General features: G+C 71.1%; 17 protein-coding genes, 1 pseudogene and 1 riboswitch. Of the genes and pseudogenes, 12 read left to right on the forward strand and 6 right to left on the reverse strand.

What is annotated here, in order from left to right:
- The first annotated feature begins 8 nt into the window (after positions 1–8).
- From nuoL to recQ, 4 genes are all read left to right on the forward strand, one after another.
- Positions 9–1,949 carry an NADH-quinone oxidoreductase subunit L gene (gene nuoL, locus ACFYOH_RS00470; protein WP_388619419.1) on the forward strand — a complete coding sequence of 647 codons (1,941 nt, stop codon included), beginning with the start codon at positions 9–11 and terminating at the stop codon, positions 1,947–1,949.
- A gap of 5 nt (positions 1,950–1,954) precedes the next feature.
- Positions 1,955–3,526, forward strand: a complete 1,572-nt coding sequence (locus tag ACFYOH_RS00475; RefSeq protein WP_388619422.1) for an NADH-quinone oxidoreductase subunit M — start codon at positions 1,955–1,957, stop codon at positions 3,524–3,526.
- On the forward strand, positions 3,523–5,172 hold the full coding sequence (gene nuoN / locus ACFYOH_RS00480; protein WP_388619425.1) for an NADH-quinone oxidoreductase subunit NuoN: 1,650 nt from the start codon (positions 3,523–3,525) through the stop codon (positions 5,170–5,172). Before ACFYOH_RS00475 ends, nuoN begins: the two co-directional genes overlap by 4 nt.
- 210 nt (positions 5,173–5,382) lie before the next feature.
- Positions 5,383–7,365 carry a DNA helicase RecQ gene (gene recQ, locus ACFYOH_RS00485; RefSeq protein ID WP_388619428.1) on the forward strand — a complete coding sequence of 661 codons (1,983 nt, stop codon included), beginning with the start codon at positions 5,383–5,385 and terminating at the stop codon, positions 7,363–7,365.
- Between the two features lie 196 nt (positions 7,366–7,561).
- Here the strand turns inward: recQ and ACFYOH_RS00490 are convergent.
- The 4 genes and pseudogenes from ACFYOH_RS00490 to fahA form a co-directional block, all read right to left on the reverse strand.
- A pseudogene (locus ACFYOH_RS00490) lies at positions 7,562–7,891 on the reverse strand (HEAT repeat domain-containing protein); the annotation flags it as partial.
- The gene (locus ACFYOH_RS00495) at positions 7,783–8,784 is read right to left on the reverse strand and encodes a GntR family transcriptional regulator (RefSeq protein ID WP_388619431.1); all 1,002 of its coding nucleotides are present in this window, start codon (positions 8,782–8,784) and stop codon (positions 7,783–7,785) included. The gene ACFYOH_RS00495 and the pseudogene ACFYOH_RS00490, both read right to left, overlap by 109 nt.
- Before the next feature lie 12 nt (positions 8,785–8,796).
- The gene (locus tag ACFYOH_RS00500) at positions 8,797–9,735 is read right to left on the reverse strand and encodes a M56 family metallopeptidase (RefSeq protein ID WP_388619434.1); all 939 of its coding nucleotides are present in this window, start codon (positions 9,733–9,735) and stop codon (positions 8,797–8,799) included.
- A 480-nt stretch (positions 9,736–10,215) separates the two neighbouring features.
- On the reverse strand, positions 10,216–11,433 hold the full coding sequence (gene fahA, locus ACFYOH_RS00505) for a fumarylacetoacetase (RefSeq protein WP_388619437.1): 1,218 nt from the start codon (positions 11,431–11,433) through the stop codon (positions 10,216–10,218).
- A gap of 304 nt (positions 11,434–11,737) precedes the next feature.
- Here fahA and ACFYOH_RS00510 point away from each other — a divergent pair, with 304 nt between their 5' ends.
- The 3 genes from ACFYOH_RS00510 (at position 11,738) to ACFYOH_RS00520 (ending at position 15,172) form a co-directional block, all read left to right on the forward strand.
- Positions 11,738–12,982, forward strand: coding sequence for an ATP-grasp domain-containing protein (locus tag ACFYOH_RS00510; RefSeq protein ID WP_388621014.1), 1,245 nt, complete (start codon positions 11,738–11,740; stop codon positions 12,980–12,982).
- A gap of 47 nt (positions 12,983–13,029) precedes the next feature.
- Positions 13,030–14,232, forward strand: a complete 1,203-nt coding sequence (locus ACFYOH_RS00515) for an NAD(P)-binding domain-containing protein (RefSeq protein WP_388619439.1) — start codon at positions 13,030–13,032, stop codon at positions 14,230–14,232.
- A gap of 127 nt (positions 14,233–14,359) precedes the next feature.
- Positions 14,360–15,172 (forward strand): HAD family hydrolase, encoded by an 813-nt coding sequence (locus ACFYOH_RS00520; RefSeq protein ID WP_388619442.1) that lies wholly within the window; start codon positions 14,360–14,362, stop codon positions 15,170–15,172.
- A 169-nt stretch (positions 15,173–15,341) separates the two neighbouring features.
- Here ACFYOH_RS00520 and ACFYOH_RS00525 read toward each other — a convergent pair whose 3' ends face one another.
- A complete protein-coding gene (locus ACFYOH_RS00525; RefSeq protein WP_388619444.1) occupies positions 15,342–15,836 on the reverse strand; it encodes a transglycosylase SLT domain-containing protein in 495 nt (164 codons plus the stop codon).
- Positions 15,837–15,839: 3 nt separating this feature from the next.
- Positions 15,840–16,021, reverse strand: a riboswitch (cyclic di-AMP (ydaO/yuaA leader).
- Between the two features lie 603 nt (positions 16,022–16,624).
- On the opposite strand from ACFYOH_RS00525, the gene ACFYOH_RS00530 reads away from it, so the two are divergent.
- The 4 genes from ACFYOH_RS00530 (at position 16,625) to ACFYOH_RS00545 (ending at position 21,427) form a co-directional block, all read left to right on the forward strand.
- Positions 16,625–17,635, forward strand: a complete 1,011-nt coding sequence (locus ACFYOH_RS00530; protein ID WP_388619446.1) for a polyprenyl synthetase family protein — start codon at positions 16,625–16,627, stop codon at positions 17,633–17,635.
- Positions 17,636–18,221: 586 nt separating this feature from the next.
- Positions 18,222–19,421, forward strand: coding sequence for an outer membrane lipoprotein carrier protein LolA (locus ACFYOH_RS00535; protein ID WP_388619449.1), 1,200 nt, complete (start codon positions 18,222–18,224; stop codon positions 19,419–19,421).
- 70 nt (positions 19,422–19,491) lie between these two features.
- Entirely contained in the window at positions 19,492–20,523 is a 1,032-nt protein-coding gene (locus ACFYOH_RS00540; protein WP_388619452.1) for an ATP-binding cassette domain-containing protein, read from the forward strand.
- Complete coding sequence (locus tag ACFYOH_RS00545; protein WP_388619454.1) at positions 20,510–21,427, forward strand: ABC transporter permease; 918 nt, start codon at positions 20,510–20,512, stop codon at positions 21,425–21,427. Before ACFYOH_RS00540 ends, ACFYOH_RS00545 begins: the two co-directional genes overlap by 14 nt.
- Before the next feature lie 15 nt (positions 21,428–21,442).
- Here ACFYOH_RS00545 and ACFYOH_RS00550 read toward each other — a convergent pair whose 3' ends face one another.
- Positions 21,443–22,030 (reverse strand): flavodoxin family protein, encoded by a 588-nt coding sequence (locus ACFYOH_RS00550; protein ID WP_388619457.1) that lies wholly within the window; start codon positions 22,028–22,030, stop codon positions 21,443–21,445.
- Between the two features lie 192 nt (positions 22,031–22,222).
- Here ACFYOH_RS00550 and ACFYOH_RS00555 point away from each other — a divergent pair, with 192 nt between their 5' ends.
- Positions 22,223–23,350: a hypothetical protein gene (locus ACFYOH_RS00555; protein ID WP_388619459.1), complete on the forward strand. Its 1,128-nt coding sequence runs from the start codon at positions 22,223–22,225 to the stop codon at positions 23,348–23,350.
- Positions 23,351–23,358: the final 8 nt, after the last annotated feature.

A 23,358-nucleotide genomic window follows, 5' to 3' on the forward strand; every position in this document is an offset into this window, starting at 1 on the left:
GAAGAATCGTGGAGAACCTGATCGCGCTGCTCATCGCGGCGCCCCTGCTCGGAGCGGCCGTCCTCCTGGTCGGCGGCCGGCGGCTGGACGCCGTCGGCCACTGGATCGGCACGCTGCTCTCGTCCGTCTCCTTCGTCATCGGTGTCGTCCTCTTCGCCGACCTGCTCGGCAAGAGCGCCGACCACCGCACGCTGACCCAGAACCTGTGGACGTGGATCTCGGTCGGCAGCTTCCACGCGGACGTCACCTTCCGCCTGGACCAGCTGTCGATGACGTTCGTCCTGCTCATCACGGGCGTCGGCTCGCTGATCCACCTGTACTCGGTCGGGTACATGGAGCACGACGAGCGGCGCCGCCGCTTCTTCGGCTACCTGAACCTCTTCCTCGCGGCGATGCTGCTGCTCGTCCTTGCCGACAACTACCTGCTCCTGTACGTCGGCTGGGAAGGCGTCGGCCTCGCCTCGTACCTGCTGATCGGCTTCTGGCAGCACAAGCCGAGCGCCGCGACAGCCGCGAAGAAGGCCTTCCTGGTCAACCGCGTCGGCGACATGGGCCTGTCGATCGCGATCATGCTGATGTTCAGCACGTTCGGCACCTTCGCCTTCGGCCCGGTCCTCAGCCACACCGGCGACACCTCCGAGGGCAAGCTCACCGCGATCGGCCTGATGCTGCTCCTCGCCGCTTGCGGCAAGTCCGCCCAGGTGCCGCTGCAGTCCTGGCTCGGCGACGCCATGGAGGGCCCGACCCCGGTCTCGGCCCTGATCCACGCGGCGACGATGGTGACCGCGGGCGTGTACCTCATCGTCCGTTCCGCCGCCATCTTCAACGCGGCGCCCGACGCCCAGCTCGCCGTCACCGTGGTCGGTGCGGTCACCCTCCTCTTCGGTGCGATCGTCGGTTGCGCGAAGGACGACATCAAGAAGGCGCTGGCCGGCTCGACCATGTCGCAGATCGGCTACATGGTGCTGGCGGCGGGCCTCGGCCCCATCGGCTATGTCTTCGCGATCATGCACCTGGTGACGCACGGCTTCTTCAAGGCCGGGCTGTTCCTCGGCGCGGGTTCCGTCATGCACGGCATGAACGACGAGGTCGACATGCGCAAGTACGGCGGCTTGCGTAAGTACATGCCGGTCACCTTCATCACCTTCGGCCTCGGCTACCTCGCCATCATCGGTTTCCCGGGCCTGTCCGGATTCTTCTCCAAGGACAAGATCATCGAGGCGGCCTTCGCCAAGGGCGGCACCGAGGGCTGGATCCTCGGCGGCGCGGCCCTGCTGGGCGCGGCCATCACCGCCTTCTACATGACGCGCGTGATGCTGATGACGTTCTTCGGAGAAGAACGCTGGCGGCACGCCCCGTCCCCGACCGAACCGAGCGTGGAGCCCGCCGCCGAGACACGCGGCGAGCACGCCGAGCCGCACCCCCACGAGTCGCCCAAGGTCATGACGATCCCCATGATCGTGCTGGCCGTGGGATCGGCGGCCGGCGGTTTCTTCTTCAACCTCGGCGACCGCTTCCTGCACTGGCTGGAGCCGGTCACCGGGCACAGCGAGGGCCACTCCCCGGTCAGCGCGGCGACGGTCACCGGCGCCACCATGGTCTGCCTGGTCGTCGGCGTCGGCATCGCCTGGGCCCAGTACGGCCGCAGGCCCGTCCCGGCCGTCGCCCCGCGCGGCTCGCTGCTCACCCGCGCGGCCCGCCGTGACCTGCTCCAGGACGACTTCAACCATGTGGTCCTGGTGCGCGGCGGCGAGCACCTGACGCGCTCCCTGGTCTACGTCGACCACACCCTGGTCGACGGCGTCGTCAACGGCACGGCGGCCGGTTTCGGTGGCCTGTCGGGACGGCTCCGCCGGATCCAGAACGGCTTCGCCCGCTCCTACGCGGTCTCGATGTTCGGCGGTGCGGCACTCCTGGTCGCCGCGACCCTGCTGATGAGGGCGGTCTGATACCGATGTCCTTTCCTCTGCTGACAGCGACGGCGGCACTCCCGGCGGTAGGGGCCGTCGCCACGGCCGCCGTACCGGCCGCGCGGCGCACCGCCGCGAAGTGGCTGGCGCTGCTCGTCTCGCTCGCCACACTCGCCCTGGCCGTCACCGTCCTGGTCCGTTTCGACCCGGGCGGCGCCCGCTACCAGCTCACCGAGTCGCACGCCTGGATCAAGAACTTCGGGGTGCGGTACGAGCTGGGTGTCGACGGCATCGCGGTCGCGCTGATCGCGCTGACCGCCGTACTGATCCCGTTCATCGTCCTCGCCGGCTGGCACGACGCGGACCCGCTGGAGATGGGCAGCCGCCGCTGGCGCCCCACCCAGGGCTTCTTCGCGCTGATCCTGGCCGTCGAGGCGATGGTGCTCATCTCGTTCGAGTCCACCGACGTCTTCCTGTTCTACATCTTCTTCGAAGCCATGCTCATCCCGATGTACTTCCTCATCGGCGGCTTCGGAGACCGCGCCCACGCGCAGGGCGAGAAGGCGGCCTCGACGCAACGGTCGTACGCGGCCGTGAAGTTCCTCCTCTACAACCTGGTCGGCGGCCTGATCATGCTGGCCGCGGTGATCGGTCTCTACGTAGTGGCTGGAAACTTCAGCCTCCAGGAGATCGCGCATGCCCGCGCGAACGGCTCGCTGCACATGGCGACGAGCACCGAACGCTGGCTGTTCCTGGGCTTCTTCTTCGCGTTCGCGGTAAAGGCGCCGCTGTGGCCGCTGCACACCTGGCTGCCCAACGCCATGCAGGAGTCCACCGCCCCGGTCGCCGTCCTCATCACCGCGGTCGTCGACAAGGTCGGCACCTTCGCGATGCTCCGCTTCTGCCTCCAGCTGTTCCCCCAGGCCAGCAAGTGGGCGACACCCGTCATCCTCGTCCTGGCCCTGATCAGCATCATCTACGGCGCACTGCTCGCCGTCGGCCAGCGGGACATCAAGCGCCTGGTCGCCTACGCGTCGATCTCGCACTTCGGCTTCATCATCATGGGCATCTTCGCCATGACCAGCCAAGGTCAGTCCGGCGCGACGCTCTACATGGTCAACCACGGCATCTCCACGGCCGCGCTGATGCTGGTCGCCGGCTTCCTGATCTCCCGGCGCGGCTCGCGGCTCATCGCGGACTACGGAGGCGTTCAGAAGGTCGCCCCGGTGCTCGCCGGCACCTTCCTGATCGGCGGCCTCGCCACCCTCTCGCTGCCCGGACTCGCGCCGTTCGTGAGCGAGTTCCTGGTCCTGGTCGGCACGTTCACGCGCTATCCGGCGATCGGCATCATTGCCACCTTCGGCATCGTCCTCGCCGCGCTCTACACCCTCGTCCTGTACCAGCGGACGATGACGGGCCCGGTGAAGCCCGAGGTATCGGCGATGCCCGACCTACGCGCGCGTGAACTCGTCGTCGTCGCCCCGCTGATCGTGCTGCTGATCTTCCTGGGCGTCTACCCGAAGCCCGTCACGGACATCGTCAACCCGGCGGTCAAGCAGACCATGTCCGACGTACACAAGACCGACCCCAAGCCCTCGGTGGAGGCGGCCAAGTGAGCGCAACAGCCGTCCACAGCCTGTGGACAACCGCGGCCGACCCGATCGCGAAGATCCCGGCACCGAAGATCGAATACGGACAATTGTCGCCGACACTGATCGTCGTCGGTGCGGCGCTGGTCGGGGTGCTGATCGAGGCGTTCGTCCCGCGCAAGTCCCGCTACTACGCCCAGGTGTTCGTGTCCGTCGTCGCGCTGTGCGCCGCGTTCGCCGCGGTGGTCGCGCTGGCGGCCGACGGCTACGGCACCACCAAGGCGCACATCGCGGCCATGGGGGCGATCGCGGTCGACGGCCCGTCCCTGTTCCTGCAGGGCACGATTCTGCTGGCCGGCCTCGTGGGCCTGTTCACGTTCGCCGAGCGGCGACTGGACCCGGCCGCGCACGGCAACCGCGTCGACTCCTTCGCCGCGCAGGCCGCTTCCGTGCCGGGCAGCGACAGTGAGAAAGCGGCGGTGAAGGCGGGATTCACCACCACGGAGGCCTTCCCGCTCCTCCTCTTCGCGATCGCCGGCATGCTGGTGTTCCCCTCGGCCAACGACCTGCTGACCCTGTTCGTGGCCCTGGAGGTCTTCTCCCTGCCGCTGTACCTGCTGTGCGCGCTGGCCCGCCGCAAGCGGCTGATGTCGCAGGAAGCCGCCGTCAAGTACTTCCTGCTCGGCGCGTTCGCCTCCGCGTTCACGCTGTTCGGCATCGCCCTGCTGTACGGCTACGCGGGCTCGGTGTCGTACGCGCGTATCGCCCAGGTCGTCGACGGCACGGTCACCAACGTCGACCCGGCGCTCGCCAACACCATGGGCAACGACGCACTGCTGCTGCTCGGCAGCGCCCTGATCGTGATGGGCCTGCTGTTCAAGGTGGGCGCGGTGCCGTTCCACATGTGGACGCCGGACGTCTACCAGGGCGCGCCGACCCCGGTGACCGGCTTCATGGCCGCCGCGACGAAGGTCGCCGCGTTCGGCGCGCTGCTGCGCCTGCTGTATGTCGTCCTGCCCGGCATGCGCTGGGACTGGCGGCCGGTCATGTGGGCGGTGGCGATCATCACCATGCTCGGCGGCGCGATCATCGCGATCACGCAGACCGACATCAAGCGACTCCTGGCGTACTCGTCCATCGCGCACGCCGGATTCATCCTCGCGGGTGTCATCGCCACGTCGAAGGACGGCGTCTCGTCCGTCCTCTTCTACCTGGCCGGCTACTCGTTCGTGACGATCGGCGCGTTCGCGGTGGTCACGCTGGTGCGCGACGCGGGCGGCGAGGCGACCCACCTGTCCAAGTGGGCGGGTCTCGGCCGCCGCTCCCCGCTGGTGGCGGCGGTCTTCGCCGTGTTCCTGCTGGCCTTCGCCGGTATCCCGCTGACCTCGGGCTTCGCCGGGAAGTTCGCCGTGTTCAAGGCGGCGGCGGACGGCGGCGCGGCCCCGCTGGTCGTGGTCGGTGTGATCTCCTCGGCGATCGCCGCGTTCTTCTACATCCGCGTGATCGTCCTGATGTTCTTCAGCGAGCCGAGGCCGGAGGGCCCGACCGTGGCCGTCCCGTCCCCGCTGACCATGGCGGCGATCGCCGTCGGCGTCGCGGTGACGCTGGTCCTCGGCGTGGCGCCGCAGTACTTCCTGGACCTGGCCAGCCAGGCCGGGGTGTTCGTGCGCTGACCCCAGGTACACGGCGGCCCGGCACCTCACGAGGTGCCGGGCCGCCGTGCTGTCGGCGACAAAGAAGGGCGCTTGTCGCCTCACGTCAGCGTCCGATTACACGGAAGAACGGACCGAGCCTGTGGATAACTCCGAGGCTGTCGGTTCCGCCCCCTATCGTGGAGGCAGTGGTCGAGGACGACACACAGGGGACCGACGGGGGACAGGACGATGCGTGCGACGGGCGGGATCAGCGAGATGCCACAGGTGACCGAGGGGCCGGGCGCGGCCGACAGCGAGGCGCTGGCCACGCTGCACCGGGTCTTCGGGTACGAGGCCTTCCGGGGCGAGCAGGCAGCGATCATCGAGCATGTGGTGGCGGGCGGCGATGCCGTCGTCCTCATGCCCACCGGCGGCGGAAAATCGCTGTGCTACCAGATCCCGGCCCTGGTCAGACCCGGTACGGGCGTGGTGATCTCGCCGCTGATCGCGCTCATGCAGGACCAGGTGGACGCCCTGCGCGCCCTCGGTGTGCGCGCCGGCTTCATCAACTCCACGCAGGACTTCGACGAGCGACGCATGGTCGAGGCCGAGTTCCTCGCCGGAGAGATGGACCTGCTGTACCTGGCGCCGGAGCGGCTGCGCCTGGAGGGCACGCTCGACCTGCTCTCGCGCGGCAAGATCTCCGTCTTCGCGATCGACGAGGCGCACTGTGTGTCCCAGTGGGGCCACGACTTCCGCCCCGACTACCTCACCCTGTCCCTCCTCGGCGAGCGCTGGCCGGACGTCCCACGGATCGCCCTCACCGCCACGGCCACCCGCGCCACCCACCAGGAGATCACCCAGCGGCTGAACCTGCCGACGGCCCGCCACTTCGTGGCCAGCTTCGACCGGCCCAACATCCAGTACCGGATCGTGCCCAAGGCCGACCCCAGGAAGCAGCTGCTCGCCTTCCTCCGCGAGGAGCACGCGGGCGACGCCGGCATCGTCTACTGCCTGTCACGCAACTCGGTGGAGCGGACGGCGGAGTTCCTGACCGCCAACGGCGTCGAGGCGGTGCCGTACCACGCAGGCCTGGACGCGGGCATGCGCGCCGCCCACCAAGCCCGGTTCCTGCGCGAGGACGGCCTGGTCGTGGTGGCGACCATCGCCTTCGGCATGGGCATCGACAAGCCGGACGTACGGTTCGTCGCCCATCTGGACCTGCCCAAGTCGGTCGAGGGCTACTACCAGGAGACCGGCCGCGCGGGCCGCGACGGACTGCCGTCCACGGCCTGGATGGCGTACGGCCTGAACGACGTCATACAGCAGCGCAAGCTGATCCAGTCCGGCGAGGGCGACGAGGCGTTCCGCCGCCGGGCCACCGCCCACCTGGACTCCATGCTCGCGCTCTGCGAGACGGCCCAGTGCCGCCGCGGCCAGCTGCTCGCCTACTTCGGCCAGGACCCCGACGCGGCGGGCTGCGGCAACTGCGACACCTGCCTCACCCCGCCGGAGACCTGGGACGGCACGACCGCCGCACAGAAGGTGCTGTCGACGGTGGTACGGCTGCAGCGGGAGCGCGGCCAGAAGTTCGGTGCCGTGCAGATCGTCGACATCCTGCTCGGCAAGCGCACCGGCAAGGTGATCCAGTTCGACCACGACCAGCTGTCCGTCTTCGGCATCGGACAGGACCTCACCGAGGCCGAGTGGCGGGGCGTCATCCGGCAGCTGCTGGCACAGGGGCTGCTCGCGGTCGAGGGGGAGTACGGCACTCTGGTGCTCACCGAGGCGAGCGGCTCCGTGCTGCGGAGGGAGCGGGAGGTGCCGCTGCGCAAGGAGCCGAAGAAGTCCGCCGCCTCCCGGTCCCGGTCGGTCGGCGCCTCCGGCGGCGACCGCAAGGCCAGGGCCGCCGCGGCCGAACTGCCCCACGAACTCCTCCCCGCCTTCGAGGCGCTGCGTGCCTGGCGCGCCGAACAGGCCCGCGAGCAGGGCGTGCCCGCGTACGTCATCTTCCACGACGCCACCCTGCGGGAGATCGTCACCCGCAGGCCCGGTTCGGTGCGGGAGCTCGGCACGGTGAGCGGCGTCGGCGAGAAGAAGCTGGCCACGTACGGGGACGGCGTGCTGGCCGTGTTGGCCGCCCTGGACGACCCGGCCCCGACCGCAGACGACGCGCAGCACGCCGACTGGCCGGAACCGGCAGAGGAGCCGGAGCCGGACGACTGGATATAGCGCGTCGGTCCTGGGCGACACGCGTGAGCGTCGCCGTCACAGCGCCCGGGCCGCGTACGCCCTGACGTCCGCGTCCGTGTCGGCCGTGGCCATGGCCAGGGCCGCGCGGGCCTCCTCCTCGGCGCGGTGCCGGGGTCAGGGCCAGCACCACCGCCTTGCGGACGTCGGCGTTGGGGTCCGCCAGCGCCTTGGCCAGAGCGGGGACGGCTGTCTCGGCGGACGCGGCCGACAGCGCGGTGGCCGCGCCGGAGCGGACCTGCCAGGCCGGGTCGGACAGCGCGGCCACGACACGGTCGGCGAGCGGCCCCGGGCAGCCGGTGCCCGCCAGCGCGGCGAACGCGGCGCCGCGTACCAGCGGGTCGCCGTCCTCGGTGAGCCGGTCCAGGGCGGTGGCCGGCAGCTCGCGGTCGGCTGCGGTCAGGGATGCCGAGCCGACCGTGGCCAGGGCCTTGGCCACGGTGACCCGGACCTCCCGGGAGGGATCGTCCGCGGCAGCCACCAGCGGCCCGACCGCGTCGACGGACACGAGGGCCCGTACGGCCTGCGGTCGCCGCGGAAGCGGATGAACTCCAGGTCGACGGGACGGCCGTCGGCGAGGTGGGTGAGGCGCTCCAGCATCAGTACGGCGGCGCCGCGCGGGGCTTGGAGTACGGCGGCGGAGTGGGTGTCCGCGTTCACCGCCTCCAGGGTGATCTCGGCGTGGCCGAGGCGCTGGCCGGCGATGGCTTCCAGGAGGCGGAAGACATCGGTGTTCTCCAGGTCGGCGCCGAGCAGGGCGGTGCCGAGGTCGAGCGGGATGTAGGTGAGGTCGAGGGAGAGAGGCAGGCCGTTGAGACGGCGCAGACGCTCGATGTAGAGGACATCGGCGCCGGCGGGGACGTGGAGGCGGTCGGCCACCGGGGCGGGTGCGGGTGCGGGGCCCACGGTGCGGACCTCGTTGGTGACGCGGCCGTGTTCACGGAGGGTTTCCGCGAGGCCCATGAGACGGTCGAGCCCGTGCGGGTACTTCCGGGCGACGACCACGGTGCCGACGCCCGGCAGCCGTTCCACCAGCCCCTCGGCTCTGAGGAGGTCCAGGGCCTGGCGGACGGTGTTGCGGGAGGCCCGGTAGTCGGTGGCGAGGGTCGACTCGTGGGGGAGGGGGCCGTTCTGGAAGGCGCCGGTGAGGATCTGGTGGCGCAGCAGGTCGGCGAGCTGCGGGGCCCGGTCCGCACGCAGCCGTCGACGCGTGCGGTGGGCGGCGACGGTGGTCGCGGCTCCCTGACCGGCGTGGTCGCGGAGGCGGTCGGTGGGTGGCTGGCTGGAACCATATCTACTCGGTAGGGAATGGCGTGTTGCGGCAGTGTTGCGCCAGGTGAGGGCGCCTCGGATACGGCTCTGAGCTGCTGGTTTTCCTCCCCGGGCGGGAAGATCTGCCACCCGGTCGGCCGGTCAGGGCAGTGCCGTAAGCCCTGGGGCGAATGTGATCAGGAGCGGCAGCAGCGGTACGAGGGCCGCGATCGTCGTCGTCAGGGCCCGGTGCCGGCGCAGCAGCCGCGGCGGCGGTTCCAGCAGGCGGTCCACGCGTTCGCCGAGGAGGCGGCGGCTGGAGTCGCAGGACAGGACGCCCCGGTGCTGGTTCAGCTCGATCAGCGCCAGGGCCGTGGTGAGGTGGCCGCAGCGCCGGGACGCCGTGTCGTCGGCGGCCAGTTCCACCAGGCGGTGCGTCTGGTCGCAGAAGTGGGCGAACAGCGGCACGCGCGGGAAGCCCGTGGCGAGCGCGGTGGACAGGTGCAACAGCCAGTCGTGGTGGGCACGCGCGTGCCCGCGTTCGTGGGTGAGGACGGCGTCCAGCTGGTGGTCGGTGAGCCGGTGGAGCGCACCGGTGGTGACGACCAGCTGCGGCGGGTGTCCCGGCATCCACCAGGCGTCCGGGTACTCGTCCTCCAGCACCAGCATCGGGCCGCGTGCCGCCGGGAGTCCGGCCGGCAGGTCGGGGGCGCGCTCTCGCAGCTGCGCGCGGGTCTGGCCACGGCTGCGGCGGGCCTCGACGAGCTCCCGCGCCAGCATCGCCGTTGTCCAGGCGGCCCCGCAGGCCAGCAGCACGGTGAGGGTGGCGGCCCACACTGGTGCCGAGGACAGGTCGTAGGCGGCGGTGACGGAGGGCGGCGCCGGGGCGAACACGCGATCGCGAACGGTGTGGAAGACGGCCGCCGCGCCCAGGACCAGTGCGGCCAGGCAGCACAGCAGGACGGTGGCGACCAGGCATTGCCACACCCACAACGCGACCACGGGTTCCCGTTCGGTCCAGGCGGCACGGGTCAGCGCGCGCGGCGCCGGCAAAGCGGCCGTCAGGGCGACGACGCTCAGCAGGAGCAGGCAGACGGTCATGCCGGGGCTCCGGTTCCTGGTCGGAGAGTTGTGCGGGTGTCGGGTGGTGCGGTGCGATGCGCCGAGGGCGCCTCGCGTGGTGCGTGTCCGCTCAGTATGACGGTGCGGGGCGGCGAGAGTCAGGTCTCGGCGTGGATCGGTCGGGCCGTTGCGGCCGCCCGCTCTCCCCGGCGTCCGGCTTGCCCGGTTTCCGGGGCGGAGGCCTTATGGCTCCGGGTCCCGGAAGGCCTGCCGCACCGCCTCCAGTACGGCGTCCGTTCGGAACCCCAGGGCCGCTGCCCAGGCCACGGAGTCCCTGTTCTCCCTCGGTGGGTTCGGGCGCCTCACGGTGGCGGGCGACCGGTGGCAGCGAGGCGGCGTGCCGCGAGCCCGGTGGTGCGGGGGGTTTTCCGGGTCGGCGCGGTCAGCGCGTCCCTGCCGGGACGCCAGTGACCGCGCACAGGCCGAACGCCGGGATGGTGTCCTGCTACGAGCTGCCGGTCAGCCTGACACGACCCGCCCGCTGACCTCCCCGAGCCCGACTCGGCGCCCGTCCGCGCCGGGGGCCCAGGCCGACAGGGTCACCACATCCCCGTCCTCCAGGAAGGTCCGCTTGCCGTCCGGGAGTTCGAGGGGGTCGCGGCCGTTCCAGGTCAGCTCCAGCAGCGAGCCGCGCTGAGCCTCTTCGGGGCCGCTGACCGTGCCCGAGCCGTACAGGTCGCCGGTGCGCAGCGAGGCGCCGTTCACCGTCATGTGGGCGAGCTGCTGGGCGGCGGTCCAGTACATGGTCGAAAAGGGCGGCTCGGAGACCACGTGGCCGTTGATCGCGACGGAGATCCGCAGGTCGTAGCCGCCGGGCTCGATACCGGGTGCCGAGTCGTCCAGGTAGGGCAGCAGCGGGTGCGTGCGCTCCGGAGGCGCCACGCGCGCGTGCTCCAGCGCCTCCAGCGGGGTGATCCATGCCGACACCGAGGTCGCGAAGGACTTCCCGAGGAAGGGGCCGAGGGGGACGTACTCCCAGGCCTGGATGTCCCGCGCGGACCAGTCGTTCAGCAGGCACAGCCCGAAGACGTGGTCGCGGAAGTCCCCGAGCGCGACCGGCCTGCCCAGCTCGGACGGCACGCCCACGACGAAGCCGACCTCGGCCTCGATGTCCAGCCGGATCGACGGGCCGAAGACGGGCGCCGGGTCGGCCGGGGCCTTGCGCTGCCCGGACGGCCGTACGACGTCCGTGCCGGAGACGACGACCGTGCCGGAGCGGCCGTGATAACCGATCGGCAGATGCTTCCAGTTGGGCGTGAGGGAGTCCTCGGCGTCCGGACGGAAGATCCGGCCGACGTTACGGGCATGGTTCTCCGAGGAGTAGAAGTCGACGTAGTCCGCCACCTCGAAGGGCAGGTGCAGGGTCACCTCGGACAGGGGGTGGAACAGCGGCTCGACGGCCTCGCGGTGCGCGGGGTCCGTGACCCAGGACGTGACGGCGCGTCGTACCTCCGACCAGGCCGGGCGGCCGGCGGCCAGCAGCGCGTTGAGGGTGGGCCGGGCGAGCAGCGCGTGGTGCGGCGAGCCGAGGGCGGCGGCCGCGGCGCCCGCGTCGAGGACCTGGTCCCCGAGCCGGACACCGACCCTCCGTTCCGTGCTGCCGGAGGGCGAGAACACGCCATAGGGAAGGTTGTGCGGGCCGAAGGGGTCGCCCTCGGGGACGTCGAAGGGGGGCATGGGGTGCTGCCTCACTCTCATCCGGGCCGTGCATGGCGCTCGTTCCATGTGGTCGCGCCACACGTTACGGCCGCGATGCGTGTCTTGGGCAGAGCCCTCTGCAGCACCCGCCACGGTGTCCGAAAGATGTGTGTCACAGGGTCTTCGATAGGTTGCTCGCACCCTGTCTAAAGAGTTCGCAATGTCCGAATAGGCCTTGTCGGAGGCGGCAATTCCGGCTTAGCGTCCTTTGGGACACGGACGGGGTGGGTCCGTTCCATTGGGGGGACACGTGGGGGGACCCGTGGCCGGAGACACCGTCGGCGTGCCGTTCGAGGCGGACCGGGACGTACCAGGACTGATCGTCAAGTTCGGCGACTATCCGCTGCACCACGGCGGCGTCGGCGCGATCCGCAGCCTGGGCCGGCTCGGCGTGCCCATGTACGCCATCACCGAGGACGCGTACACGCCCGCGGCCTCCTCCCGTTATCTGAAGAAGGCCTTCGTGTGGCCGACGACCGGTGCGGAGGATCAGGGCCACCTGGTCGAGGGCCTGCTGCGGATCGGCCGCCGGATCGGCCGCCCCGCCGTCCTCGTCCCGACCGACGAGGAGGCCGCCGTACTGATCGCCGAGCACCAGGACGATCTGGCCGGTTGCTTTCTCTTCCCGCGCGTGGACCCCTCGCTGCCGCGCCGGCTCGCCAGCAAGCAGGGTCTGCACGAACTGTGTGTGGAGCACGGCATCGCGAGCCCCGCGTCGGCGTTCCCGGAGTCGTACGAGGACATCGTCGCCTTCGCCGACACGGCCCGCTTCCCGGTGGTGGCCAAGAACCGTGAGGCGTTCGTCCGGCGCAAGCAGCCCGCAGTCAACGGCACCACGCGGATCGCCACCCGCGAGGGCTTGCTCGCGCTCGCCCGCGACTGGGGCGAGCGGCCGGGGGTGATCCTCCAGGAGTACCTGCCGCGCGAGGAGGCCGAGGACTGGATCGTGCACGCCTGCTTCGACCAGGACGCGAGCCCCGTCGCCCTGTTCACCGGGGTCAAGGTCCGCTCATGGCCGCCGCACGCCGGCATGACGGCGAACGCGTACGTCGTCGACAACCCGGAACTCACCGACCTCGCCGCACGTTTCATCAAACAGATCGGCTACAGCGGCATCATCGACCTCGACCTGCGCTTCGACCGGCGCGACGGACAGTACAAGCTCCTCGACTTCAACCCGCGCATGGGCGCCCAGTTCCGGCTCTTCGAGAATGAGTCGGGTGTGGACGTCGTACGCGCGATGCACCTGAATCTGACCGGCCGCCCCGTTCCGGAGGGGGAACAGCGCGCCGGCCACCGCTACATCGTGGAGAACATCGACCTCCCCGCCCTTCTCGCCTACCGTCGCAGCGGCTACACGACGCCGCACGCGCCGGCGAAGGCGAGCGGGACGGAGCTGGCCTGGCTCGCGGGTGACGACCCGCTGCCGTTCCTCACGATGCTCGCCCGCTTCGTGCGCCCGGGCGCGAAGCACCTCTATCAGCTGTGGCGGACCAACCGCCGCGGCAGCAGCACCTCCACGAAGTAGGCAAAGCCACACAGAGAGTGGCGCACCATGTCCTGGGGAGGGACTTCGTGACTCGACCGGTTGCAATCATCGGGGCCGGGCCGTTCGGCCTGTCCACCGCCGCCCATCTGCGGGCGCGCGGTATCCCCGTCCGCGTCTTCGGCGACCCCATGGTCAGCTGGCGCGACCACATGCCCGAGGGCATGCTCCTGAAGTCGACGCCCGCCGCCTCGAATTTCGACTGCCCACAGCCCGGCCACACCCTCGGCGACTACTGCGACGCGGCCGGCATCCGCCGCCTGGTGGGCGACGAGGACATCATCCCGGTGGGGACGTTCATCGGCTACGGCGAGTGGTTCCAGCACAAGCTCGTCCCCGACCTGGAGCGGGTGCGGGTCGTCTCCGTGGACCGCGACAAGAGCGGCGGCTTCGAGCTGAAGCTGGACTCGGGGGAGATGTTCACCGCGCGCGCGGTCGTCGTCGCCACCGGCCTGTCGGGCCTGGCGCACCTGCCGGCGGAGCTCGCCGGAGCCGCGGCCGACGGTCCGGCGCCCACCGGCCCGGTCTCGCACAGCTCCCAGCACCACGACCTGAGCCGCTTCGCCGGCAAGGAGCTCATCGTGGTCGGTGCGGGCCAGTCCGCGCTGGAGACGGCGGCGCTCGCCGCCGAGGCGGGGGCACGCGTGCGTGTCGTCGCGCGCGGTCGCGGCCGGGTCGCCTTCGGCGCGCCGCCCTGGAAGCAGTCGAAGCTGCGCCCCGAGTCCCCGTTCGGACGCGCCTGGTCGCTGTGGGCGTTCAGCTACTACCCGCACCCCTACCGCTACCTGCCCGAGGCCACCCGCCACTTCCTGGTCCGCCGGGTCCTCGGTCCGCTCGGCGCCTGGTGGCTGCGCGAGCGCTTCGAGAGCGCGGTGCAGGTGCAGGACGTGGAGCGGGTCGTGATCGCCGAGGCACCGGACAGCAGCCCCGTGCTCACCGTCCGCACCCACGGCGGGCACACCGAGCGGCTCACCGCCGACCATGTCATCGCCGCCACCGGCTACCGGGTCGACATCGCGGCGATGGACTTCCTCGGGCACGAACTGCGCACCCGGCTCGCGGTAAGCCGCGGCACGCCGAAGCTCGGACCCGGCTTCGTCTCGTCCGTTCCTGGCCTGTACTTCACCGGTCTGCCGGCGGCGTCGTCGTACGGACCGGTGATGCGCTTCGTCTGCGGCACGGAGTTCGCCTCACCGCGCCTGACGAAACACCTGGCGGCGGCCCACGGCTGAGACCTCCTGCAGGCCCTGTCGCCCTTCTCAACGAGGAGCCGACGGGCACTACTTGGGGTGGACCAGTACGTAAGTGCGCAGGGCGACAAGGTGAGTCGGTGGGGCTCGGTATCCGTATTCTCTGATCATGGCAGCCTCCCCCACATATTCACTGATCGCCACCGACTTGGACGGAACACTGCTGCGCGGCGACGACACCGTCTCCGACCGGTCGCTCGCCGCGCTCGCGCGGGGGGCGCGGGCCGGTGCCCGGCACCTGGTGGTGACGGGCCGCCCGGCCCCGCGGGTGCGGCCGCTGCTGGCGCACCTCGGCTGCACGGGGCTCGCGGTGTGCGGACAGGGCGCACAGGTGTACGACGCCGGGACCGGCCGCCTGCTGTGGTCGGTCCGGCTGGACCGGGAGCTGGCCGAGACGGCGCTCGGCAAGATCGAGGCCGAGGTGGGGCAGGTGTACGCCGCCGTCGACCAGGACGGGGTCGACGGGCTCACGCTCATCGAGCCCGGGTACCGGATGCCGCACCCGACCCTGCCCGCGGTGCGGGTCGGCCGGCGCGACGACCTGTGGTGCGCGCCGATCAGCAAGGTGCTGCTGCGCCACGCATTCCTGTCGGACGACGAGTTGGCGGAAGCGGCGCGCGCGGTGGTGGGCTCGCTGGCCACGGTCACCATGTCGGGGCCGGGGACCGTGGAGCTCCAGCCGCCCGGGGTGACCAAGGCGACCGGTCTCGCGCTGGCTGCCGAGCGGCTCGGGGTCGCGGCGGAGGAGGCGCTGGCGTTCGGCGACATGCCCAACGACATCCCGATGTTCGACTGGGCGGGACATGGGGTCGCCATGGCCAACGCGCATGGCGAACTGAAGGCGGTGGCCGACGAGATCACCCTGTCGAACGAGGACGACGGCATCGCCGCCGTCCTCGAAAGGCTGTTCCCGACCGACTGACCGGCACATCAGTACGCGGCCGTCCTCGGTCCGTACGCAGCCGTCCCCGGCCCGTAGTCGGCGTCCTGGTGCACGACCGTCTCGGGAAGAAGCGACGGCCGCCCGGTGCGCCCCTCCGTCAGGTGTGGGCGCACCGGGCGGCCGATGCCGTGCCGGCCGGCGGGACCGGTCAGTACGCGCTGGACACGTTGTCGATGGACCCGTACCGGGCGGCGGCGTAGTTGCAGGCCGCGGTGATGTTGGCGACCGGGTCGTACGGATTGAGGGCGGTGCCTGCCACGTGGTACGCGTTGAAGGTCGGGTCGATCACCTGGAGCAGCCCCTTGGACGGGATGCCCTTGGCGGCGTTGGAGTCCCAGAGGTTGATGGCGTACGGGTTACCGGAGGACTCCCGCATGATGTTGCGGTAGATGCCGTTGTAGGTGCCCGGGATCCCCTTCTGGGCCATGATCGCGAGGGAGTGGCGGATCCAGCCGTCGAGGTTGTTCGGGTACCCGGCGAGGGTGGTGGAGGCCGGCTTGGTGGTCGTCGTGCCGGTGGCCGCGGAGGCGCCGGCGGCGCCGATGAGCGGCAGGGCGAGGACGGCGGCTCCGGTGCCGACGACGGCGAGGGTGCGGGCGAGACGGTTGGTGCGGGGGCGGCGGTGCCGAGCGGCAGAAGGCATGGGAAGTCCTCTCCGTCGCCTACGAGGTGAGCTGTCGGGTTCGGGCGGGGAGGTGCCCGGCCGCGCCTTCGTGAGAAGGCACGGCTTCACCCCTAGCCGTCCCGGTGCGGCGTGTGCCGACCGGTCAGGCGACTTACCTGGGTCCCCCGCTCCTGCCGTACGAATGAGTTCGTCGATGGGTCACACGGGCGGCGGCAGGATTCGGCGTCCGCCCGACGGCCCGGAACGTATGCGAGAGCACATGTCCGAAACAAGTACCTGATGCGCACGATGCACTATTTGACCTTGGTCTGTGTCATATGGGGTACTTGATCCTTTGCGGCTGCCAACGCTCAACTCGCGGACGGTGCAAGGGGGGAAGGGGGTTCGGCGGGCGTTCGGCGCCAGAGGTCGCCGTGACCCAATTCACTAAATAACAAAGTATTTCAAATCGGACAAGATGGATTCGAGTGGATCGGTGGAAGCCCGCGGCGGACGCCGTGACGGAGTCCATGGCGGAACCCGTGACGGAACCCCCGGTGTGGCGCCCGTCGTTGTCCGGGGTGTAGGCATTACTCCGCTCGCCCCTCGGTTCGCGACAAAGTGTGTGGGTTCCTGTTAAGTCGACAAATGTCCACTCTTATTACTTGATCAAAAACATACCGGTCGTGATCTGGTACCGCCCAGGCTGGACCGGTGGGCGCTATCGGTGATCGAACAGGGACCGGATACGCTGACTTGAGTGATGGCAGCGACCTATCGACAAACCGTGTAATCGCCAGCAGACACCAGCAGACAGGAGACCCCTCGTGACCGTCGTCGGGCCGTTCGGGCTGAGCGTGCGGGACCAGGCTCTGGAAGCCGATGTCCAGGCCGGATTGGCGGCTGTCGAGGAAGGCTTGCTCGAGGCCACCAAGAGCGAGGTCCCGTTCATCACGGAGGCCGCGCAGCACCTCGTACGAGCCGGCGGGAAGCGGTTCCGGCCGCTGCTCGTGATGCTCGCGGCCCAGTTCGGCGATCCCTACGCGCCGGGCATCGTGCCCTCGGCCGTGGTCGTGGAGCTGACCCACCTGGCCACGCTGTACCACGACGACGTCATGGACGAGGCAGCCGTGCGGCGCGGCGTGGACAGCGCCAACACCCGCTGGGGCAACTCCGTCGCGGTCCTCACCGGCGACTTCCTCTTCGCCCGCGCCTCCCAGATCCTCGCCGACCTCGGCCCCGAGGCGGTCCGGGTGCAGGCCCTCGCCTTCGAGCGGCTGGTCACGGGCCAGATCCTGGAGACCGCCGGTCCCTCCGACGGCCGTGACCCGGTCGAGCACTACCTGGACGTGCTCGGCGGAAAGACGGGCTCGCTGGTGGCGGTCTCGTGCCGGTTCGGCGCGATGATGTCCGGTGCCGACGAGACGGTCGTGGACGTGCTCACCCAGTACGGCGAGCGGCTCGGGGTCGCCTTCCAGCTCGCCGACGACGTCCTGGACATCGCCTCCGACTCGCAAGAGTCCGGCAAGACCCCGGGCACCGACCTGCGCGAGGGCATCGCGACCCTGCCCGTGCTCCGGCTGCGCGAGCGGGCGGCCCGGCTCGGCCTGGCCGAGGACATCGCCCTGTGCGAGCTGCTGGACTCCGATCTCAGCGACGACGCCCGACACGCCGAGGCGCTGGTCGCGCTGCGGGCCCACCCCGCGCTGGAGCAGGCCCGCCGGGACACCGTGCGGTACGCGGAGGAGGCGCGGGCCGCGCTGGCGCCGCTGCGCGAGTGCGACGCCAAGGCCGCGCTGATGGAGCTGTGCGACGCGGTGGTCCACCGCGCCGGCTGACCGGACGCCTGTCACACACCGCACCACAGCTCCGGCCACGCCCCGGGCGCGATTGCGGGTCCTCCGTCGCGCCGGGATTCCGGCCGTGCGCCTCGCAGCGTTCAGGCCGTGCGCCCGGGGCACGCTTCCGGCTGTCCGTCACTCCGCGTTTCCGGCCGTGCGACTCGCCGCGTTCAGCCCGCGAGCCCCGGGATGTCTCCAGCCGTGCCCCTCGCCGCGCTCAGGCCGTTCCACGGGCCGCTGGGTCGGCGCCCTCGGCATGCCTCCGGCCGCCCGTCGCGCAACTCCTCCAGCTCTGCGATCCGTACGCCCATGAGTCCGTACGCCCATGAGTCCGTACGCCCCCCGCGCTCCCGTACGGCCCCCCCGTTCCGGTGAGACCCCTACGGGTCGGGGGAGTTCCTGCTCCCGCGTGTCATACCCCAGTCGTATGCGGAGTTGGCCCCGAGGTCTGACGCTTCTTCATGGCCGATTTGGTGAGATGGAAACCACGGAAATCACCACCCCTCACCGATTCGGGTGAGAATGGCGGCTCTGATGGACCAGCGTGAGAACAGCCGCCGCCGACGACGGAGGTAAGGCACACATGGCACCGTACGAATCCGACGACGCAGTGGACGCCGCTCGGGACGAGGAGCGGCACGCCCGACGCCGCAGGACGGCCCGTTACGCGGTCCCGGTCGCCGTGGTGGGGGTCGCCGCGGCCACGATCGGTCTGGTCCCGGCGCTCGCCGCTTCCGGTGACCCCGACCTGCCCAGGATCACCGCACAGCAGCTCATCGAGAAGATCGCCAAGTCGGACGTGCAGCAGCTGTCCGGCACCGTGCGCATCGACACCGACCTCGGCCTGCCCGACCTCGGTGGCCTGGCGAACAACCTGGCCCCCGGCGCCGGCAAGGGCTCCGGCGACGGCTCCTCCGCCGACCCGCAGTCCCAGTTCACCTCGCTGGTCTCCGGCACGCACACGTTGCGCGTCGCCGCCGACGGGCCCGAGAAGCAGAAGCTGTCGCTGCTGGAGAGCGGCTCCGAGTACAGCCTCATCCACAACGGCAAGAACGTATGGGGCTACAACAGCAGGACCAACGAGGTGTACCACGGGACCTCGGCCGACTCCGGCAAGGACCGCAAGGCCGAGACCCCGGCCACGCCGAAGGACTTCGCCGACCAGGCGCTGAAGTCGGTGGACGGCACCACGTCCGTCACGGTCGACGGCACCGAGCGGGTCGCCGGCCGCGACGCCTACAAGCTGCTGATCAAGCCCAGGCAGTCCGGCACCACGGTGGGCGCCATCAGCATCGCCGTCGACGCGAAGACGGGCATGCCGCTGAAGTTCACGCTGACGCCGAAGAGCGGCGGCGCCGCCGTCCTCGACGTGGGCTTCACCCAGGTCACCTTCGGCCGGCCGGCCGGCTCCACCTTCGCCTTCACCCCGCCCAAGGGCGCCAAGGTGACGGAGGAGAAGCAGGACTCCGCGGCTCGCAAGCACGCGCCCCAGCCCGGCGAGGACTTCGCCAAGGGTATGAACGGCGCCGATGTCCTCGGCAAGGGCTGGACGTCCATCGCCACCTTCGACAGCGGCGCCAAGGGCGGCCTGCCGACCGGCTCCCGGGGCGGTGACCTCGGCGGCTTCCTCGGCTCGCTCGGCGACAAGGTCTCCGGCAAGTTCGGCAAGGGCACGGTCTTCTCCACCCGCCTGGTCAACGCCCTGATCACCGACGACGGCAAGGTCTACGCCGGCGCGGTGACCAAGGACGCCCTGGTGAAGGCGGCGAACGCGGGAAAGTGACCCCGTCCGGGAACTACGGACCGTGACCGTACGTTCACTCTCAAGGGAGGCGCGGATCGAGGGGGAGCCGATGGACGGACCGTCCGCCATGGAGCGGGAGGCGGGGGAGGCGCGGAAGCGTGCCCCCGGGCGGGCGGAGGCCGCGGGGAAGCCTGCTCCGGGGCCGACGGAGGCGAGCGTCATCGCCACCCGCGGCCTCACCAAGCGCTACCGCGGCGGACAGCTCGCCGTCGACGGCCTCGACCTGACCGTCCCGGCGGGCAGTGTCTTCGGCTTCCTCGGTCCGAACGGCTCGGGCAAGACCACCACCATCCGCATGCTGATGGGCCTGATCGAGCCCACGGCGGGCACGGCACACGTGCTGGGCCGCCCGATGCCCCGGGCGGCCCGGTCCATCCTCCCGCAGGTCGGCGCGCTCATCGAGGGCCCCGCGCTGTACGGCTTCCTCTCCGGCCGGGACAACCTGCTTCGCTACGACGCCGCCGACCCGACCGCCGACCCGCGCACCCGGCACGCCCGCGTCGCCGCCGCCCTGGACCGGGTCGGCCTCGCGGCCGCCGCGGGCAAGAAGGCGAAGGCGTACTCGCTGGGCATGAGACAGCGCCTGGGTCTGGCCGCCGCGCTGCTCCAGCCGCGCCGGCTGCTCGTCCTGGACGAGCCCACCAACGGTCTCGACCCGCAGGGCATGCGCGAGATCCGCGCCCTGATCCGGGAGCTGGCTGCCGACGGCACGACCGTCTTCCTCTCCTCCCACCTCCTCGACGAGATCGAGCAGGTCTGCACCCACGCGGCGGTCATGGCGCGGGGCCGGCTCATCACCCAGGGCGCGGTGGCCGACCTGGCGGCCGGGGCGCGCGGCCGGCTGGTGGTGACCACCCCGGATCCGGCCGAGGCGGCCCGGGTGCTGAAGGAGCAGGGGGTCGGGGACGTCACCGCCGACGGCGACCGGGTCACCGGCGAGCCACCCGGGCGGGACCTCGCCGAGGTGAACGCGGCCCTGGTCGCGGCGGGGGTCCGGGTCCGGGGGTTCACGGTCGAACGGGCCTCGCTGGAGGACGCGTTCGTGGCACTGACGGGGGAGGGCTTCGATGTCGCGGGCTGACACGGCCTCGGTGAGCGGTACGGGTCCCAGGTCCGGGACGGCCCCCGCATCCGCGGTGCGTCGGCCGAGCCCGCTGTGGACGTTCGGGCTGCTGCGCAGCGAACTCGTCACGACCCTCCGCCGCTGGCGCACGCTCGCCCTGCTCGGGGTGCTGGCCGCCGTGCCGGTGCTGGTCGGGATCGCGGTGAAGATCCAGACGCGGGGCGGCAGGACGGTGGACCACAGCGGCCAGGGCCCGGCGTTCATGACGCAGATCACCAACAACGGCCTCTTCCTGGTGTTCACGGCACTGGCCGCGACCCTGCCGTTCTTCCTGCCGATGGTGGTCGGGGTCGTCGCGGGCGACGCGATAGCCGGCGAGGCGGGGGCGGGCACCCTGCGCTATCTGCTCGTCGCCCCGGCCGGCCGCACCCGGCTGCTGCTCACCAAGTACACGACGGTGATGGCCTTCTGTCTGCTGGCCACGCTGGTCGTCGCCGGCTCGGCGCTGATCGTGGGCGCGCTGCTCTTCCCGCTGGGCGACCTGACGACCATATCCGGCACGCAGATCAGTTATGCCGAGGGCCTCGGCCGGGCCCTGCTGATCGCCCTGGTGGTCGCCGCCTCACTGGTCGGCGTGGCGGCGCTCGGTCTGTTCGTGTCGACCCTCACGAACAGCGGCATCGCGGCGATGGCGACCACCGTCGGCCTGGTCATCACGGTCCAGATCCTCGACCAGATACCCCAGTTGCACGCGCTGCGGCCGTACCTCTTCTCGCACTACTGGCTGTCCTTCGCCGACCTGGTGCGCGACCCCGTCTACTGGGACGACCTGGTGAAGAACCTCGGCCTGCAGGTGCTGTACGCGGCGGTGTTCGGCTCGGCGGCCTGGGCGCGGTTCACGACGAAGGACATCAGTGCCTGATCCCTCTGGGCCGTCTCAGGCGATGTCGTACGGGAAACGTGCGAAGGGGGCGTCCTGGGCGAAGAAGGTCTTGGCGCGTGCCAGCGCGTCGGTGTCCTTCAGTACGTCACCCGGAGCGCTGCCGTTGCCCAGCAGGACGCCGCCGAAGCGCATCCCCATGTAGGCGGCCGAGTTGTTGAGCGTGCCGGTGTAGGGCTCGGCGACCGACTGCTCGGCGTGGGCGAGCGCGGCGATGCCCCAGAGGGTGCGCCCGGCCAGGGTCGCCTTGAAGTCGACGTCCGGGGTGCGCAGCCAGGCCGACCAGTAGTCGAGGTAGCGCTTGGTGAGGCCGGACACCGAGTACCAGTACAGCGGCGAGGCGATCACGATGTCCGTGGCCGCCAGGGTGGCGTCCAGCAGCAGCCCGGTCGCGCTGTCCGACGGCGGCCGTACGTGGTCGCTGTCGTGCCGCAGGTCCACGAAGTCGGGCAGCGGGTGCTCGGCCAGGCGGATCCAGCGCTGTTCGGTGTCAGCGGGCAACTGCTCGGCCGCCGCGCGGGCCAGCAGTTCGGTGTTGCCCTCGGCGCGGGCGCTGCCCAGGACGAAGAGAAAACGACGGCTCATGGGATCCCCCGGGGTGTGCGGTCGTACAACGGATAGAGGCGTGTGCATTTTATGCACAAGCAAGTGCGCGCCAGGGTGCGGCTGGTGCGAGGCTGTGACGCTGCGGTGACGCGGAAAGCGAAGCGAGCCGACACACTGGTCGGCAGGACGCGTACGACCGGATCGCGACGCCGGGGGAGTGAGGGAAAGCCGATGTCTCGAGTCAGCTTCGAGAAGAAGCAGGCGCAGCAGCCCGTGGCGCATCCGGCGGTGGTACCGGTCCGGGTGTTCGGCGCGGGAGGCGCGTCGGTGGGCGGGACGTCGGTGGTGGCGGCGCCGGGGGAGGAGATCCAGCAGGCCGTCCTCAACCACCTCCAGCGTCTGGCCATAAGCCTCGGCGCCCCCATACGCGCCACGATCCGCGACGACCTGGCGGGCTGCGTGGTTCCCCTGGAGGTCTCGGCGGACGGCTCCAGCCGGGTCACGGGGCAGGCGGTACGCCTGGCCGCACCGGCGAAGTCGGATGCCGCGGGCGTGGCTTCGCCGGAGCGGCCGACCACGGCGGACGCCCCTCCACCGGCGGCAGGGGCTTCGCAGGCGGCCGTGCCTTCGCAGGCGGCCGAGCCTTCGTCGGAGGGCGTGCGGGAGGCGTCCCCGCCGAAGCAGTCGGCGTCCGTGCCGGCCGGGACCGTGCAGGCGCCGACGGGACAGTTCGGCCCCGCGCCGGTCATGCCGGTCACCAAGGCCCCGGCGCCCGTCGCCTACGTCCCCGAGCCCGAGCCCGCCCCCACCGCCCCGACCCCGACCCCCGCCCGGGGCTTCGACGCCGTCGCCGAGGAGGTGCTCGGGGACGAGCCCGTGACCGAGACCGCGGAGGGGGCCGAGTTGCTCACCGAGCCGATGACGCGGATCAACGAGGCCGTGCGATCCGGCCGTATCGAGGCGGCGGCGCAGCTCGCCGACCGTACGGTCGCCGATGCGGCCACCGTGCTGGGCCCCGGCCATGCCGAGGTGCTGCACCTGCGCGAACTGTCGGCCTACATCGCCTACTTGGGAGGCGATCCGGTCGGCGCCTGCCGGCAGTCCCTGGACCTCGCGCGGCTGCGCCGGCAGGCGCGGGACGCGGAGGCCGCCTACGGCAACGTGCAGAGCGCGGCGACCGCGTGGCGCGCGGTGCGCGATCCCGAGGAGGGCCTGCGACTGGGCCGCGACCTCATCGCACTGTGGGCGGACCTCACCACCGAGCCGGGTCCCGCCGCCGACGACCCGCGCCCGCTGGAGTCCGCCCGCGCCCGCATGGCCCGCCTGACCGACCGGGCGGCCCGCGCCGCACAGTCGTAACCTGTGGC

Source organism: Streptomyces sp. NPDC007856, from assembly GCF_042868225.1.
Classification (GTDB): Bacteria; Actinomycetota; Actinomycetes; order Streptomycetales; family Streptomycetaceae; genus Streptomyces.